Origin of the sequence: Knoellia koreensis (genome assembly GCF_013041615.1) — a bacterium.
Taxonomy (GTDB): Bacteria; Actinomycetota; Actinomycetes; order Actinomycetales; family Dermatophilaceae; genus Pedococcus; species Pedococcus koreensis.
In genome coordinates this window covers 839,522-855,383 of sequence record NZ_JABEPQ010000002.1, presented here as the reverse complement: position 1 = coordinate 855,383, position 15,862 = coordinate 839,522, and the positions used below count along the sequence as shown (strand labels likewise).

At 72.3% G+C, this 15,862-nt stretch carries 12 protein-coding genes and 1 riboswitch; of the genes, 6 read left to right on the top strand and 6 right to left on the bottom strand.

The genetic code is table 11. The annotated features are described in order from the left end of the window. Positions 1–110: 110 nt before the first annotated feature. The 3 genes from HJG52_RS12320 to HJG52_RS12310 all read right to left on the bottom strand — a co-directional run bounded on the left by HJG52_RS12320 (position 111) and on the right by HJG52_RS12310 (position 3,049). A complete protein-coding gene (locus HJG52_RS12320) occupies positions 111–1,697 on the bottom strand; it encodes a phytoene desaturase family protein (RefSeq protein ID WP_171243852.1) in 1,587 nt (528 codons plus the stop codon). A 69-nt stretch (positions 1,698–1,766) separates the two neighbouring features. Next, positions 1,767–2,639 carry an oxygenase MpaB family protein gene (locus tag HJG52_RS12315; protein ID WP_171243851.1) on the bottom strand — a complete coding sequence of 291 codons (873 nt, stop codon included), beginning with the start codon at positions 2,637–2,639 and terminating at the stop codon, positions 1,767–1,769. Continuing rightward, a complete protein-coding gene (locus HJG52_RS12310; protein ID WP_171243850.1) occupies positions 2,636–3,049 on the bottom strand; it encodes a hypothetical protein in 414 nt (137 codons plus the stop codon). The genes HJG52_RS12315 and HJG52_RS12310 overlap by 4 nt, the downstream gene beginning before the upstream one ends. Positions 3,050–3,095: 46 nt before the next feature. Here HJG52_RS12310 and pdxH point away from each other — a divergent pair, with 46 nt between their 5' ends. From pdxH to eda, 3 genes are all read left to right on the top strand, one after another. After that, a complete protein-coding gene (gene pdxH / locus HJG52_RS12305; RefSeq protein WP_171243849.1) occupies positions 3,096–3,794 on the top strand; it encodes a pyridoxamine 5'-phosphate oxidase in 699 nt (232 codons plus the stop codon). 260 nt (positions 3,795–4,054) lie between these two features. After that, positions 4,055–5,959, top strand: a complete 1,905-nt coding sequence (edd, locus tag HJG52_RS12300) for a phosphogluconate dehydratase (protein WP_171243848.1) — start codon at positions 4,055–4,057, stop codon at positions 5,957–5,959. Then, positions 5,956–6,639 (top strand): bifunctional 4-hydroxy-2-oxoglutarate aldolase/2-dehydro-3-deoxy-phosphogluconate aldolase, encoded by a 684-nt coding sequence (eda, locus tag HJG52_RS12295; protein ID WP_206070537.1) that lies wholly within the window; start codon positions 5,956–5,958, stop codon positions 6,637–6,639. Before edd ends, eda begins: the two co-directional genes overlap by 4 nt. Before the next feature lie 58 nt (positions 6,640–6,697). Here the strand turns inward: eda and HJG52_RS12290 are convergent, their stop codons facing one another. The 3 genes from HJG52_RS12290 to HJG52_RS12280 form a co-directional block, all read right to left on the bottom strand. Continuing rightward, on the bottom strand, positions 6,698–7,426 hold the full coding sequence (locus tag HJG52_RS12290) for a DUF4232 domain-containing protein (RefSeq protein WP_171243847.1): 729 nt from the start codon (positions 7,424–7,426) through the stop codon (positions 6,698–6,700). A gap of 463 nt (positions 7,427–7,889) precedes the next feature. Continuing rightward, entirely contained in the window at positions 7,890–11,528 is a 3,639-nt protein-coding gene (locus HJG52_RS12285) for a TIM-barrel domain-containing protein (RefSeq protein ID WP_171243846.1), read from the bottom strand. Between the two features lie 121 nt (positions 11,529–11,649). After that, entirely contained in the window at positions 11,650–12,378 is a 729-nt protein-coding gene (locus tag HJG52_RS12280; protein WP_171243845.1) for a hypothetical protein, read from the bottom strand. Between the two features lie 68 nt (positions 12,379–12,446). Between HJG52_RS12280 and HJG52_RS12275 the strand changes: the two genes are divergently transcribed. The 3 genes from HJG52_RS12275 to HJG52_RS21660 all read left to right on the top strand — a co-directional run bounded on the left by HJG52_RS12275 (position 12,447) and on the right by HJG52_RS21660 (position 15,706). Beyond that, positions 12,447–13,718 carry an MFS transporter gene (locus tag HJG52_RS12275; RefSeq protein ID WP_171243844.1) on the top strand — a complete coding sequence of 424 codons (1,272 nt, stop codon included), beginning with the start codon at positions 12,447–12,449 and terminating at the stop codon, positions 13,716–13,718. A gap of 153 nt (positions 13,719–13,871) precedes the next feature. Further along, positions 13,872–14,570 carry an iron-dependent transcriptional repressor DtxR gene (locus HJG52_RS12270; RefSeq protein WP_171243843.1) on the top strand — a complete coding sequence of 233 codons (699 nt, stop codon included), beginning with the start codon at positions 13,872–13,874 and terminating at the stop codon, positions 14,568–14,570. A gap of 166 nt (positions 14,571–14,736) precedes the next feature. Further along, a riboswitch (cyclic di-AMP (ydaO/yuaA leader) is annotated at positions 14,737–14,910 on the top strand. Position 14,911: 1 nt separating this feature from the next. Then, positions 14,912–15,706 carry an NlpC/P60 family protein gene (locus HJG52_RS21660; RefSeq protein WP_171243842.1) on the top strand — a complete coding sequence of 265 codons (795 nt, stop codon included), beginning with the start codon at positions 14,912–14,914 and terminating at the stop codon, positions 15,704–15,706. Positions 15,707–15,862: the final 156 nt, after the last annotated feature.

Sequence of the window (15,862 nt, the reverse complement as noted above, 5' to 3'; positions counted from 1 at the left end):
AAGCGCGGCTTTCGACATCGACTCGCGAAAAATACTGCGACGGGTATGCCGCGTGCTCACCGATGCCTCTTGCAGGCAGGTGGGCCGCGCGGATACCCCCACCCGGGTGGTCAGCGGCCGTGCAGCCAGTGCAGGGCGGCGAGCTCAGCCTTCGCGCGGGGGCGACCCCACCAGGCGTGGTCGGACAGCGCGGCGCGCGCTGCGAGGTAGCCGCAGCCGCCGTGGACACCGCCCCCGGGGTGGGCGCCCGCGCTGCCCAAGTAGAGCCCGGCGACGGGGGTGCGAGGGCCGCCCAGGCCGATGGTCGGGCGAAACACCAGCTGTTGCTGCAGCTGCGACGTGCCCCCGCCGACCGCGCCGCCAACGAGGTTGGCGTCGGCGCCGGCCAGGTCGGACGGCAGCTGCACCCAGCCGTCCACGACCAGGTCGCGCCACCCGGGTGCGAACCGGTCGAGCATCACCCCGAGCTGGTCGGCGAGCCGGTTGGCGCTGGCGTCGTCGGTGACCTCGCGGGGCAGGTGCGAGTAGAGCCAGACCGTCTCGGTGCCGTCGGGGGACCGGCTGGCGTCGGTGGTCGTCATCTGGCCCAGCAGGGCGAACGGCTCGTCCGGGATGACGCCGGCCTCGAGGTCGGCGCCCCACCGCACGAGCCCCGCGCTGTCGCGGCCGACGTGCACGACACCGGCGCCGCGGGCCGACTGCGCAGTCCACGGCAGGGGTGCCGACAGGCGCAGGTTGACCTTGACCGTCGGCAGGTCCCACTCGAACGACTCGAGGTCCCGCAACAACCCTGGCGGCACCTGGTCCGACGTCAGCAACTGCTGGAAGAGCGCGGGGGCGCTGGTGTCGGCGATCACCGCGCGCCGGGCCGCGATCCGTCGGCCGGAGGCGGTGACCACCCCGGCGACCCGACCGGCGGAGGTGACCACGCGGCCTACCGGCTCGTCGGTCTCGACGACTGCACCGGCGGCCTCCGCGCGGCGCCGCAGCGCCGTGGCCAGCTCGCCGGCCCCGCCCACGGGCGACGGGAACCCGACGTCCTGGGCGAGCATCGTCATGAGGAAGGCGAAGATGCCACTGCCCGGTGCCGACAGGGGGATGTCGGCGTGGGCGGCGTTGCCGGCCAGCAACGACCGGGCGCGTTCACCGCCGAAGCGGTGGTGCCACATGCGGTGGGCGGGGAGGATGAACTCCCTTGCCACGCGCGGGAACTCGCGTCCGCCGACATTGCCGACCATCCGGCCGGCGGCGCGCACGGGCGGCCACCGGGTGAGCAGCGCGTCGAGGAGCGGGTCGCGCACCGTGCGCCACAGGTCGACCAGCTCGAGCCAGGCCGCGCCGTCGCCGGGGTGGTCAGCCTCCAGCGCCGCAGCCGTCGCGGTCGGGTCGCGCTGCAGGAGCGCGCCCACCGTGTCGTCGGGCCGCCCGACGTGGGCCACGACGTTGTCGGGCGTGGCCCAGCGCAGCCCGTGGGCCTCCAGGTCGAGTCCGCGCAGCACGGGCGACGCGACCGCGAGCGGGTAGCAGGCCGAGAACTCGTCCATCACCCAGCCGTCCCGGTCGACCGAGGCGACCGCACCGCCGACCTGGTCCCGGGCTTCCAGCACCAGCACGTCCCAGCCGGCGTCGGCGAGGACGGCCGCTGAGACGAGCCCGTGGTGCCCGGCTCCGATGACCACGGCGTCGACGGTCTGCATGCTCGTCACGCTACCCAAGCGAGCGGGCCGACAACCGCTGCGCGCCGACGTTGTTCTCGCGCCCGCCGGTCAGGACAGGCGGCGCGGGTCCTCGGCCTGCATGGCCCAGCGGACGACGCTGGTGGCCACCCCGCCGACCCGTCGGCCCACGAGCTGCTCGGTCACCGGCAGCCACGGCAGCCGCAACGGCCACCGCGCCCACCAGGGGAGCATCGACACGGCACCCGCTGCCAACGCGGCATACCCGGGCCTGGCCGCAAGGGGCAGCGGCGGGCTCACGAGCAGGAACCGCGCAGCCTCGCGCGCGGCCGGCGTGCCCTCGAGCTCGGGTCGGTAGGACTCGATCGCCGCGCGCAGCCCGGCGACCGTGGTCGGCGCGTCCTCGACACCCAGCAAACCCGCGACCAGGGCCGCCTGCTCGACGTAGCGGTCCGCCTCGGCGTCGTCGAGTGGGGTGGCGGCGTAGTGCTGGTAGGCGGTGAGGAAGCTGTCGGCCTCGGCGACGTGGACCCAGCGCAGCAGGTGTGGGTCGCTCGCGGCATACGGGCGACCGTCGGGCGCGGTCCCGCGCACCCGCCGGTGGATGGCCCGGACTCGCCGGATCGCCTGCTCGGCGTCGTCGACGGTGCCGAACGTCGTCGTCGCGAGGAACTCGCTCGTGCGCTGCAGCCGCCCCCACGCGTCGCCCTTGTACCCCGAGTGGGCGGCGACGCCCGCCATCGCAAGCGGGTGCAGCGACTGCAGGAGCAGGGCGCGTATGCCGGCGGGGAACATCGCCGCGTCCGCGTGCACCTTCCAGATGGGGTCGCCGGGGGAGAACCAGCGCTCGCCCTCGGTGCGCCAGATCCGGTCGGCCTTGGCCTCTGCGTCCGGGCCGGCCACGCGTGAGCGCACCGCCCGGCCCAGCTGGCGACGTGCTGCGTCGGGAAGGTCCGTGATCACGGCCTGGGTTGGCCGGGGCGTCGGGGGAGGTTCTTGGGGAGCTGGCGCAGCCGGTCCGCCGGGCTCGGGAGGTCGGAGGGGCGCGTGCGCATCGCCAGGTCGCTGTTGGCGATGAGCTGCGCGATCGGCGTGGTCGTGGCCGGGTGGGCGGCGATCGGGTCGTCACCGGAGAAGACGACCCACACCGGCTCGCCGTGCGGGTTGGTCGGGTCGAACGTCTTGAGCACCGACCCGTCGCGCACCGTGGTGGCGTGCTCGATGGCGCGACGCTTGGCCTTCTGCCGGTCGAGCGCCGACTGGGCGGCCTTCATGGCCGGCTCCTTCGCCTGCTGCGCCAGCACGACGACGTGCGGGCCGTACTTCACGCCCCACTTGATGATGCGACCTGCGGCCTGCCCCTTGCCCGGCATGGCTCCTCCTGACCCGATGGCTTTGCCTTCACCCTAATCTCGGGGCATGGATGATGATGTGCTGCGCGTCGACGCTGTGCGCACTGACTACGAGGGTGAGGGGCTGTCGGAGGCCGAGCTGGCGCCGACCCCGTGGCTACAGGCCCGTCGGTGGGTCGACGACGCCATCGCCCGGTCGCAGGTGCGCGACGACGTGCCGGAGCCGGCGGCCCTGTCGGTCGCGACCGTCGACGGCTCCGGCCGGCCGAACGTTCGCACCGTGCTCATGCGGTTCTTCGACGAGCGTGGGCCCGGGTTCGTCACGAGCACCGACTCGACGAAAGGCCTTGAGCTGGCTGGGAATCCGGCCATCGCCGCCTCGCTGACCTGGCCGGCGATGTTCCGCGCCATCCGGTTCCGTGGCATGGCCGAGCCCTTGGGGCGCGAGGAGCTGACGGACTACTTCGGCAGCCGCCCGTGGGGGTCGCGCATCTCCGCGTGGGCGTCGCACCAGTCCCAGCCGATCTCGGGTCGCGAGGGACTCGAGGAGGCCTATGACCGGTATGCCGCGCGGTGGCCGGACCGGGGCCGCGCCGACGACGTGCCCGTCCCCGACGCCTGGGGTGGCTACCGGATCCGGTGCGACGAGGTCGAGTTCTGGGGTGGTCGGCGCAACCGGCTGCACGACCGGCTGGTGTTCACCCGGGTCGGTGCAGGATCGCTCGACGAGGCCGCTGCTTGGCAGGTGTCTCGCCGCCAACCCTGAGCCGCAATACGGGGGTTGCGTGCATGAAACGGGGGTCAGGAACACCCGTTTCATGCACGCAACCCCCGTATTGCGGGAAGCGCCCCGATGGAGTCCTCGGATGGCTACGCGTCCGTATGCCGGAACGGGTGGACATGGGCGCCCCGGGCGTCCGCACACTGTGATCGCAGTCACACGCGGTGCGCCATCGTCGTCGTCCGCGGTCCGTCCACACCGACCGCCGACCACGACCCGTCCAGGGCCTGACCACCAGGAGCCCCATGGCCACCCCCACTGCGATCCACCCTGTCGTCGCCGACGTCACCGCCCGGGTGACCGAGCGCAGCCGCGCCAGCCGCACGGCATACCTGGGCCGTCTTTCCCGCGCAGCCTCGGAGCTGAGCCTGCGCCCGGCGCGCACCGACCTCGGCTGCTCCAACCTGGCGCACGCCGTCGCGGCGTGCGGCGGCGACGACCGCGCCGTCCTGTCCGCCGAGACCGGGGTCAGCCTCGGCATCGTCACGGCCTACAACGACATGCTGTCGGCGCATGCGCCGTTCGAGCACTACCCGCAGCAGGTCAAGGCGACCGCGCGCGAGCTCGGTGCGGTCGCCCGCGTCGCGGGCGGGGTGCCGGCCATGTGCGACGGCATCACCCAGGGCCGGGCGGGCATGGAGCTCAGCCTGTTCAGCCGCGACGTCATCGCCATGTCAACGGCGATCGCGTTGTCCCACGACGTCTTCGACGCCGCGCTGCTGCTCGGCGTGTGCGACAAGATCGTGCCGGGCCTCGTCGCGGGCGCGCTGTCGTTCGGCCACCTGCCGGCGGCGCTCGTGCCAGCCGGGCCGATGTCCAGCGGCCGCTCCAACGCCGAGAAGGCGGAGACCCGCAAGGCGTATGCCGCGGGCGAGGTCGGGCGCGACGAGCTCCTCGCGAGCGAGGTGGCGTCGTACCACTCGCCGGGCACCTGCACGTTCTACGGCACCGCCAACTCCAACCAGGTGCTGATGGACGTCATGGGCCTGCACCTGCCTGGAGCGGCGTTCGTCTCGCCCGACGACCCGCTGCGGGACGCGCTCACCGACGCCACGACGCGCCGCGTCATCGAGATCGCCGCGAGCGAGAACCGTTATGGCACAGGGCAGATCGTCGACGAGAAGGCCGTGGTCAACGGCATCGTCGCGCTGCTCGCGACCGGTGGTTCGACCAACCACACGATGCACCTCATCTCGATGGCTGCGGCGGCCGGCATCGACCTCACGTGGGAGGACTTCGACGACCTCGCGACCGTCGTGCCGCTCGTCGCCCGGATCTACCCCAACGGGTCGGCCGACGTGAACCACTTCCACGCGGCCGGTGGCACGCCGTTCCTCGTCCGCACCCTGCTCGAGGCCGGACTCGCGCACGAGGACGTGCTCACGCTCGCCGGCGAGGGCCTGCACCGATACAGCCAGCGGCCGGTTCTCGATACCGACGGTCGGCTCGAATTCGTCGACGCCGGGGCGGAATCCGGGGACCTCGACGTCCTGCGCCCCGCCTCCGACCCGTTCGAGCCCGACGGCGGCCTCAAGGTGCTGCGCGGCACCCTCGGCCACGCCGTCATCAAGACCTCGGCGGTCGCGCCCGAGCACCGCATCGTCGAGGCGCCCGCCCGCGTCTTCACCGACCAGGTCGGCTTCCTCCAGGCGTTCTCGCGCCGCGAGCTCGACCGCGACGTCGTCGTCGTGATCCGCGAGCAGGGGCCGTCCGCCAACGGGATGCCCGAGCTGCACGCCCTGACCCCCTCGCTCGGGGTGCTGCAAAAGCGTGGGTATGCCGTCGCGCTCGTCACCGATGGACGCATGAGTGGCGCATCCGGCTCGATCCCGGCCGCCATCCACGTCACACCCGAGTCGGTGCACGCCGGTCCGATCGCCAAGGTCCGTGATGGTGACGTCGTGCGGGTCGACTCGCTCACCGGCCGGCTCGACGTGCTGGTCGACGAGGACGAGTTCGCTGCCCGGCTGCCCGAGCCCCGGGTCACCGCGGACGGCATCGGCACCGGGCGCGAGCTGTTCGCACCGATGCGTTCCGCGGTCGGGCGGGCCGACGAGGGCGCGCACGTGTTCGGCGCGCTCGGACCCGAGTTCGACCACACCGCGGCGGTGCCCGCCGACCAGACTGCCCTGACGGAGGAGACCCGATGAGCGCGACCACCACCAATGTCCCTGCCTCGCAAGGGGTTTCGGCCAAGCCCGTCATCACCAGCGAGGCCGACGTCCTCGCCCTGTCGCCGGTCATCCCGGTCGTCGTGGTCGACGACGTCGCGCAGGCGGTGCCGCTGGCGCAGGCGCTGCTGCGCGGCGGCATACGCGTCATCGAGCTGACGCTGCGCTCGGAGGCGGGGCTGGGTGCCATCGAGGCGGTGGCCTCGGAGGTCGAGGGGATCGTCGTCGGGGCCGGCACGGTGGTGCGGCCCGAGCAGGTGCAGCAGGTGGTCGACGCCGGCGCGCAGTTCATCGTCACGCCCGGGTCGCCCCCGAAGCTGCTCGAGTCGGCGCTGGCCTCGGGGCTGCCGCTGCTCGCCGGCGCCGGCACCCTGACCGAGATGCTGACCCTGGCCGAAGCCGGGCTCGAGGTGCAGAAGTTCTTCCCCGCCGTGGCGAGCGGCGGTCGCGACTACCTCACGTCGGTGGCCGGGCCGTGCCCGCAGCTGCGGTTCTGCCCGACCGGTGGGATCACGCCCGACACGGCTGTCGACTGGCTGGGGCTGCCCAACGTGGGGTGCGTCGGCGGATCGTGGATCACGCCGAAGGACGCTGTGGCACAAGGCGACTGGGCCCGAATCGAGTCCCTCGCCGCGGCGGCAGCCGCACTGCGAGGCTGACCCGCCACATCGGCGGCCGGTCGTGTGAGGGGCGACCGGCCGCCGCGTGCGGGGGCCCTCAGGTGTTGAACGGGCGCACCGTCAGCTGGTGCACCGACGCGCTCGAGCAGGCGTCCACGGCATACGGGGCGAACTCCGCCGCCTTGTCGCCCGGCAGGTAGATGCGGAACCCGGCGGCGCGGGTGACGCGGCAGCCGAAGTTGCCGGCCTGGGAGACCTTGACCAGGGCCACGGCGGTCTTGCCGGGCTCGAGCCGCATCGTCGGGATCGGTTGTCCCGGTTCGCGATCCGCGGCGGCACCCAGCTGCTTGCCCGTGCCTGCCGCGGTCAGCGACACCCCGGGGTAGCCACGGGTCTGGCACACCTTGCTGCTCGTGTTGGTCGTGAGGATCTGCACGACGAAGCTGCCCGCGGCCCCGCCGCCCGGCTGGGCCTCGGCGCGCGTGCGCATCATGCCGGCCGTGCAGGTGGGCGTGCCCGCGGGTGCGGGACTGCTCGAGCCCTTGTTCGTGGCCTTGCTCGGGCTGGGTGCCGAGCTCGCCGGGGAGGAGGGGCTCGATGAGCCCGATGACCCGGTCGAAGTGGCCGACGTCGCCGACCCGGCGGACGTCGATGGTGCGGCCGAGCTGGTCGAGCTGGTTGAGCTGGTCGACCCATTGGAGCCGGTGCCCGAGGCGGTGTCGGAACCGCCCCCGCAGCCGGCGAGCGTGGCGGCCAGGAGCACCCCTGCGCCGGCGAGTCCGAGGGCGCGCGTCGATCCGTGTGCCGTGTGGCGGGTGGTCGTCATGACGTCACCTTTCCCTTTCGACGTGGTGCCGGCCGGTGGTCCCGGCCGGGTCGCGTCCTCCATCCCAGTCGACGTGCCAGCCCCTCACCCGGTTGGGGACCGCAACCAGACCGTGATGTGGCCGGCTCTGCGCGATGGCGACCGCGTGGCCCCCGGGCACGGAACAGCCCGCGGGCCTTGCCATCCGAATCGAGCGGTGGCGATGCGCAGGGGACGACCTGCGCGGCCCGCGGGCTGCGGTGGTACTGCTGGGATTGCGCGTTGCGCCCTCGAAGCAGTCGAGGTCAGCGCTAGCGCGCAGCCACCTCACGCGTCCTATGGGAAATCACTTCCTGGACCACCTCCTTTCCGTGTACCTCGACGCTAAGCCGGACTGGTCGGGACGTGCAACGGCTTTCTCCCTGGGCGGACAACCGCGGCCGGGACCGATGGTCGGTGCAGCCCGGCCGCGGGCGCCCAGGGGTCAGTTCGCCGTGGCCGTCCACCGCTGTCCGGCAGCGCCGGTGTCGGTGGCCTGGGTGACGCCGCCGTCGGCACCGGCCGTCAGGGACAGGCCGCTGTGCTTGGCCTTCAGCACCAGCGACGTGCCGTTCTTCACGACAACCCACCGCTGGTTGGCCGAGCCCGTGCACGTGTACGACCCGACCGCCTGCCCACTCGTGGTCGAGCTGTACGGCACGTCGGCACACAGGCCGGTCCCGGCGTTCTTGAGCTGGTAGCTCCCGTCGTCGGTGTTCTGCGTGGCCACCCACTTCTGGGCCGCGTCCGCACTCGGCGTCGTCATGGCCAGCAGGCCCAGGTCGGCGTCGGTCGCGGTCAGTGCCTTGCCACCCGTGGTGAACGAGTACTGCCCGTTCGCGAGCGGCGGTGGGACGACCTCCTCGGTGCCCGTCGTCATCGCGAAGACGTGCACCGCGGCGTTGGCCGGCATGGTCACCGCGACCAGCTCCTTGGCCGGGTCCTTCGGCACCGTCTTGGTGTAGAGGCGGTACTCGGTGCTCGGGTAGGCCGGGCCGTTCGGCGTGTTCTTGCCGAGCGTCCGGACGGCGACCTTCGCGCCGTAGCTGTCCTGCGCGAGGCAGCACCAGTTCGGCATGCCGAGCGTCCCGGTGCTGGAAGTGCCGTCCGCGTAGTGCAGCGTCACCGACCCGCTGGCCGAACCGCTCGTCCCTGTCCCGAGGAACGCGACGACGTTGCCGTCACCGCTCGTCCGGATCGTCTCACCACCCGTTGCGAGGTTGTCCTTCGTGCCGGGTTCGCTTGCGGGCCAAGCGAACTCGAACCCGTTCGCCGTCACCTTCGCACCCGGCGTGACTCCCTTCTCCGCCAGCTTCTCGGCGAGGAAGCTCGACCCGCCGCCGTCGATGTTGCCCGGCGCCGGATCGGCCGACCGGGTCACGCCGACGTTGTTGAAGGTGTTCGCCAGGTTGGCGTGGGCGACCGTCGTTGTCGCGGTGTCGGTGACGGTGCGGCTCACGTCACGGGCCGTGTATGCCGCGGAGCCCGTGAGCGAGTAGCTGCCGGGCTTGGCGCCCGTCGCCGCGGTCAGCCGGTACTTCGCGGTGAACGTGGCCCCGTCCTTGAGCGCCGTGGCCGTCGTCGGACCGAGCGGGGAAACGGTCCAGCCCGCCGGAGCGGTCACCGCGGTGCGGGTCACGTCGACCGGCTTGCCGGTGTTGTTGGTGAAGGCGAGCGTCGTCTCGCTCGCCTCGCCGGCGACCGAGATGGCCGGCGTCTTCACGTCCAGCGTGACGTTGCGCTCGGACGGGTTCGACCCGCCGACCGCACCGGCCCCGGTGATCCGCACAGTCGTGGCCGCCGACGTCGGCAGCGACGCTGTCTTGACGTGTGCGACACCGGTGGCGGGGTCGAAGAACCACCCGGACGGGCTGGAGTCGAGCTCGGCCTTCGATGCGCGCTTCGGCACCGCCTGGCCGCCGACGGTCACCGTGTCGGGGGTGACGTCCGTGTGCACGGACAGGCCGTAGGAACGCGAAGCCGGCTTCCCGGCATACGCGCCATTGAGGGAACCGATGCGGACCTCGACGGGCCCGCGACCGGTGACCGGCGCGGTGACATCGAACTTCTGCGTCGCCGAGGCGCCCGACTTCTGGGCCGCCTGGGTGCGGCCGTCGTCCTCGTAGCTGGTGAACGACGAGGTGCCGCTGGGGTAGACGTCGAGGTCGAGCCGGCCGGCCTTCTTGCCGGCCTCCCAGTCCATCGTGCCCTCGGGGAACATCGGCACGACCGCACCGGCCCGCACGAACATCGGGAGCGTGTCGAGCGGCGCCTTGTAGCCGTTGACCGTCTGCCCGCCCTGGTAGACCCGGCCGGTCCAGTAGTCGACCCATTGGCCCTGGGGCAGGTAGATGCCGTCGCGCACCGACGAGTCCTGGTAGACCGGCGCCACGAGGAAGTCCTTGCCGGCGAGGAACTCGTACTTCGCCGCGTCACCCCACGTGTTCGGGTCGTTCGGGTACTCGAGGTACAGCGGACGCGTGGCGCCGACGCCGTCCTTCGTCGCGTTCATCGTGTGCGTGTAGAAGTACGGGAGCAGCCGCTCGTGGAGCATGAGGTACTTGCGGTTGATGCTCGTGAACGGCTCGCCATAGCGCCAGGGCTGCTTGTCGCTCGCCGCCCACCCGCTCATGGCGTAGGTCATCGGCAGCATCATCTTCCACTGCAGGTCGCGCACGTAGGTCTTGGCGCTGCCGCCGAAGATGCCGTCGATGTCACCGGTGGTGACGTGCTGACCCGACATCGTCGACCCGGCATACGTCGGGATCTGCCAGCGGATGTACTCCCACGACCCGCTCTGGTCGCCGGACCACGGTATGCCGCAGCGTTGCGTGCCGGCCCAGCCCTCGACCGTCACGACGGTCGCGCGGTCGGGGCTGTTGTCCTGGATGCCGTCGCAGGCCTTCTCACAGGCGTCGAGGGCGAAGCGGTAGCCGGGGCCGACCCAGGCGACGTCGGTCTTGCGGACGCGCACCCCGGCGGCGACCTCCGACTCCTGGTTGGTCAGGTCGCGCTGGGTCCACAGGCCGAGCTCGCCGCCGTAGCTCCTGAGCATCTGGCCGGTCTCCGGCAGGTCCTCGTACTCGCAGCCGTAGCCGTCGTTGACGAGCATCCAGCCGAGCGGCATCTGGTTGTCCTGGTAGCCCTTGGCGATCGCGGTGCTGTCACGCAGGGTCTCGCGTTCGCCGCGGTTGGCGTTGTGCAGGTAGCAGTCGGCGTCGCCGATCTCCAGGGCGTACATCGGCAGTGCGAGCGGCCGTCCGGTGAGCTCGGTGTAGCCGTTGATGGCCGCCTTGGCGTCGCCGACGAAGTAGTAGGCGTCGAACCGCTGCTCCTCGTGGGTCGTCGACGCCGGCGAGGTGAACGAGTAGCTGCCCGGCGCGAAGGTGTTGCGCAGGACGCCGTAACCGTTGCTGGACAGGTAGAACGGCGCGGCGTTGGGGTTGCCGCCGTCGTTCCAGTTGTAGTCGCGCGAGACCTTGATGGTCTGGCCGCGGTGGCTGAACCGGCCGTTCTGCATGCCGCCGCCGAAGTACTGCTCACTCGCGCCCTGGGCCAGTGTCTGCGTGGTGCCCGCGGAGGACCACGACAGCGGCGCGGTCTCGTCCATGAGCTTGGTGCCGTCGGCCTTGGCGAGGTGGAGGGTGATCGGCTTCTTGGTGACCGTGAGCTTCGCGTCGCCGGTCGAGATCACGTATGCCGCGTCGCTCTCGGTGAGCGTGGAGCCGGCTCCGGGGTAGTCGTTCTTGACGACGATGTCGGCATCGGGTGCGTTCGGGTCGGCCGGGTCGTCGTTCGCCGGGTCGGTGAAGGTGCCGTCGGGCGCCATCTCGACGCGGACCAGGTCGTCGTCCTTGGCGGTGACGCGCAGCTTCGCCGTGCCGGCGCTGATCGTGTAGCTGTCGCCGACCTTGGTGATGCCGGTGGCGTCGCCGAGGGAGGTGCCCGCGGCTGCCGCGGGAGCGGCTGGGGTGGCGGCGGTTGCCGCGCTCGCCGTGGTCGTGACACCGGCGGCGAGGCCGGCCACGACCAGCGCAGCGGTGGCCAGCGGGCCGACCCGTTGCGCGAATCGCTGATCGATCATGATTGTTTCTCCTCCGAACTGCTCACAAACGCGCGATCAATGTCGCGACGCTAGAGCAGACCGGGCGACCGTGGGTGGTTGCCCGGTTAAGGAGTTGGTCAAGATCGGCGGCCGGTGGTGGTCAGCTGCCGGCCGGGCGGATCGCCGCGGGGTCCACCGCGATCCAGGTGGCCTCGGCCTGCCCGAGGAGGTCACCGCCCGCGGCATACAGGGCAGTCCCACTGAAGAACTTGCGCCCCTGCGCCCCGCGCGGCCACGCCATGACGACGTGCGGCTCACCCGGCGTCGGCACCCGTCCGACCCACGCGGTCATCGTGCCGAGCACCATCGGCCGCCCGGCGAACCCGGCCGACCACCCGCCCGGGCAGTCGAGCGCGGCCCACACCGTCGCCACGTCGACGTCGGCCGCGGGAGTCCACGCCGCGGCATACGTGTCGCCGTCCTGGAGGCGCCCGGGGCGCAGGTCGAGCGCGTCGTCGCCGCGCTGGGTGCCGCACGTGAAGCACGTGGGGAAGGGGTGGTCGGACAGCCCCTCGTAGCCGTCACCGGCCGCTTCGGCGACGGCAAAGGACACAGCTGCAGGTATGCCGTCCACGGCCGGGCGGGCGACCGCACTCGCCTCGAGCACGGGGTGGTCGCCGTCGGTGACGCGGACCGTGCCGTCCTCGCCGGTGGTCACGGCGAGGGGCCGGTCGAGCGGCGGTGGTGTGCGCAGCCGGACGGTGACGGCGGGGCGCTCGTCGTCGGTCGGTACGAACGCCGCGGCCGTGCCGGACACCCAGCCCCCGTTGCCCGAGTGCGGCGGCCCGCAGTACCGCGCCGGGACGATGAGCTCACCGGTGGCTGCCATGGCCCGACGCTATCGCCCGCACAAGGCACGTGAGCGCCGCCTCGGCAGGGGGGACACAATGGACAGCGATGAGCTCGCCGACCCCGCGCCCAGCCCCGACCGGAGGGTCGGGCGAGGCGCCCGCGGGGGAGCGGGAGTTCCGGCTCCGGTCGATCGCGCTGTCGGCCTACGGCCCGACCGTCGTCGCCGCGATCGGTGCCGGCGCGATGGCCCCAGTGGTGGCGCTCGCAGCGCTGGATCTCGGTGCCACACCGTCGGTTGCGGCCTTCACCGCAGGGCTCGTCCTGGTCGCCGAGCTGTTCTTCGCCGTGCCCGCCGGCGCGCTCGTCCACCGCGTGGGAGAGCGGCGCGCACTGCTGTGGGCCTGTGCCGTCGACGGGCTCGCGTCGTTCGCCGCGTTCGTCGCGCCGAGTCTGCCGGTGCTCATGGTGGCGGTGTTCGCGATGGGGTTCACCGGCTCGATGTTCCTCGTCGCGCGGCAGGCCTACCTCATCGAGGCGGTGCCGTTCCGGATGCGCGCGCGGGCCATGTCGACCCTCGGCGGCGTGCACCGCATCGGGCTGTTCGTCGGGCCGTTCGTCGGTGCGCCGCTGATCCACGCGTGGGGGCCGAAGGCCGGGTTCGCCGTGGCCGGTGTCGCCGGGGTGGCCGCCGCACTGCTCGTGTGGTTCGCACCCGACATCACGGCGGAGCACGAGGCCGCCGAACGCGCCGCGCGCGACGGTGCCGCCGAACGGGGAACGCCCGTGGCGAGGAGCACCCTCGGACTCATCTGGGCCCACCGGCGCACCTACCTCACCCTCGGCCTCGGCGTCCTCGTCATCGGCGCGGCCCGCTCGGCCCGCATGGTGCTCGTGCCCCTCTGGGCCGCGCACGTCGGCCTCTCACCGAGCGCGACCGCCGTCATCTTCGGCATCACCGGCGGCGTTGAGATGCTGCTGTTCTACCCGGCGGGGTCGGTCATGGACCGGTTCGGGCGCTTCTGGGTCGCGGTGCCGTGCGTCATCCTCCTCGGGATCGGACTGCTGCTCCTGCCCCTGACCACCAGCGCCGCCACCGTCCTGGCCGCCTCCACGCTCGCCGCCATCGGCAACGGCCTGGGCTCGGGCATCGTCATGACCCTCGGCGCCGACAACGCCCCCTCGATCGGGCGCTCGCAGTTCCTCGGCGGGTGGCGGTTCGTGTCGGTCGTCGGGGGCAGCGGTGCGCCGCTGCTCATCAGCGTCGTGACCGCGCAGGCCTCGCTCGCCGCCGCCTGCCTCACCCTCGGCGGCCTGGCGCTGCTCGGCACGGGCTGGCTCGGCTACTGGGTGCCGCGCTACGACCCCACCCGGCACTGACGCGAGGTATGCCGCGTGGCCGGCCAGGCGGCATACCTCGCTGTCGTCGTGGGACGACCGGCATATCGGCGGCACCCGCATGGTTGAATCCACCGCCGGGTATCCCGGCCAAAGAAGGGGCGCCGCGTCGGCGGCGAGTGAGAGGCTGTGAGCGTGACGGACCTGATCGACACCACCGAGATGTACCTCAAGACGATCTTCGAGCTCGAGGAAGAGGGCATCCCGCCGCTGCGTGTGCGCATCGCCGAGCGGCTCGGCCACTCCGGCCCCACCGTGTCGCAGACCATCGCCCGCATGGAGCGCGACGGCCTCGTCACCCTCGCCGGTGACCGTCACCTCGAGCTGACCGCCCAGGGGCGCCTCGTCGCCACCCGCGTCATGCGCAAGCACCGGCTGGCCGAGCGGCTCCTCATCGACGTCATCGGGCTGGAGTGGGAGTACGTCCACGATGAGGCCTGCCGCTGGGAGCACGTCATGTCCGAGCGGGTCGAGCGCAAGATCCTCGCCATGCTCAAGGACCACCACGACTCGCCCTACGGCAATCCGATCCCCGGTCTCGACGAGCTCGGCGAGGACGACCCGGCCGAGGACTTCCGCAGTGGCCTGAAGACCCTGACCGAGCTGGCCGGCGACGAGCCCGAGACGGTGCTCGTGCGCCGCATCGGCGAACCCGTCCAGGTCGACCACGAGGCGCTGAGCCTGCTCACCGTGGCCCGGCTGCTGCCGGGTGAGCGGGTGCGGGTGCGGCGCGAGGACGGCCGCGTCGTCGCGGTGCGTGAGGACGCGCCCGAGGCGACCGGCGTGTCGCTGCCCGACGACGTCGCCCAACACGTCTTCGCCGCGCTCGTCTGAGCACGGCGCGCATCGGCCCTTTTGCCCTCGGCTGGGCGAATCCAGAGACTCCCGTGACCTGAGCGTGACATTCCGGAGGTCATCCGTTACGGTTGCCGAGGTTCTTCAGACCCCCGAGGAACCGGTCCCGCGTGGCAACGCCTAGTCCTGCCGCCACATCGGGGCGCAAGGCACAACACCGCTTGGCAGGAGCGGGGGACCCACTTGTGGGCCGTCTCCGGACGGTCCTTGGGGTTAAGTCCTCACGCGCGCGCCCGCTAGGTCGGGTGGCAACCGCGAGGGCCGGGTGACCTCCACCCGAACCCGACAGCTCACCTCGTAGGCGCCGGAGGACCCTTCACGTGGCATCTCAGCCTGCTGGCCGTCACCGCGCGCCAGGTCGTTTCAACCCCGTTTCCGAGATCAGCGGCATCGTCGCGCAGGCTGCCCAGCCCGCCGTCAAGACGTCCGCAGTCCTGGCCGCTTCCGGTGGTCTGGTCGCCTCCTTCGCCCTGCCGGCCTCGGCCGCACCGGCGTCGAGCGCCCTGACCACGAAGGCCACGGCTCCGACCGCTGCCCCCGTCGCCGTCCAGGCTCCCGAGACCGCTGCCCCGCAGGCGACGGACTCCTTCGGCCTGATCGGCTTCGAGGCCGTCGCCAAGCCGAAGCCCAAGCCCAAGCCGAAGCCGGTCGTCCGGCCCGCCCCGGTCCAGCAGGAGCAGCCCCGGGCCGCCGTTCGCGACACCAGCGCGACGGTCAGCCGCTCTGCCGAGCGCACGGCTGCCCCGGCGACGACGAAGGACTACAGCAACCTGGCGCCCGCCGCCGGTGGTGTCCTCGCGATCGCCGCGCAGTACGCCGGTCTGCCGTACCGCTACGGCGGCACCAGCCCGTCGACCGGTTTCGACTGCTCCGGCTTCACCCAGTACGTCTTCGCTCGGGTGGGCAAGAGCCTGCCGCGCACCGCAGAGGCGCAGCGTCAGGCCGCCACCCCGGTCTCGGACCCGCAGCCCGGTGACCTCGTGTTCTTCGGCGCCCCCGCCTACCACGTGGGCATCTACGCCGGGAACAACCAGATGTGGGACAGCCCGCGCACCGGCTCGGTCGTGAGCAAGCGCTCGATCTGGACCAGCGCCGTCACCTACGGTCGCCCCTGAGGCACCGCTGGCACGCACTGCCTCGAAGGCCCCGCCCGTCACCGACGGAGCGGGGCCTTCGCGTATGCCGCGTGGTCATCGCACGCGCTCGCCCGCGGCATACGCGCTTCTGGCCTTGCCTGCCCTTGCCAGCTCGCGCCGGTCGGCGAGCGTGGG

Bases quoted from the DNA above. Each gene is read 5' to 3' on its own strand.
- pdxH (WP_171243849.1), top strand. From the start codon at position 3,096: ATGGATGATGATGTGCTGCGCGTCGACGCTGTGCGCACTGACTACGAG.
- HJG52_RS12275 (WP_171243844.1), top strand. From the start codon at position 12,447: ATGAGCTCGCCGACCCCGCGCCCAGCCCCGACCGGAGGGTCGGGCGAG.
- eda (WP_206070537.1), top strand. From the start codon at position 5,956: ATGAGCGCGACCACCACCAATGTCCCTGCCTCGCAAGGGGTTTCGGCC.
- HJG52_RS12280 (WP_171243845.1), bottom strand. From the start codon at position 12,378: ATGGCAGCCACCGGTGAGCTCATCGTCCCGGCGCGGTACTGCGGGCCG.
- edd (WP_171243848.1), top strand. From the start codon at position 4,055: ATGGCCACCCCCACTGCGATCCACCCTGTCGTCGCCGACGTCACCGCC.
- HJG52_RS12320 (WP_171243852.1), bottom strand. From the start codon at position 1,697: ATGCAGACCGTCGACGCCGTGGTCATCGGAGCCGGGCACCACGGGCTC.
- HJG52_RS12285 (WP_171243846.1), bottom strand. From the start codon at position 11,528: ATGATCGATCAGCGATTCGCGCAACGGGTCGGCCCGCTGGCCACCGCT.
- HJG52_RS12310 (WP_171243850.1), bottom strand. From the start codon at position 3,049: ATGCCGGGCAAGGGGCAGGCCGCAGGTCGCATCATCAAGTGGGGCGTG.
- HJG52_RS12290 (WP_171243847.1), bottom strand. From the start codon at position 7,426: ATGACGACCACCCGCCACACGGCACACGGATCGACGCGCGCCCTCGGA.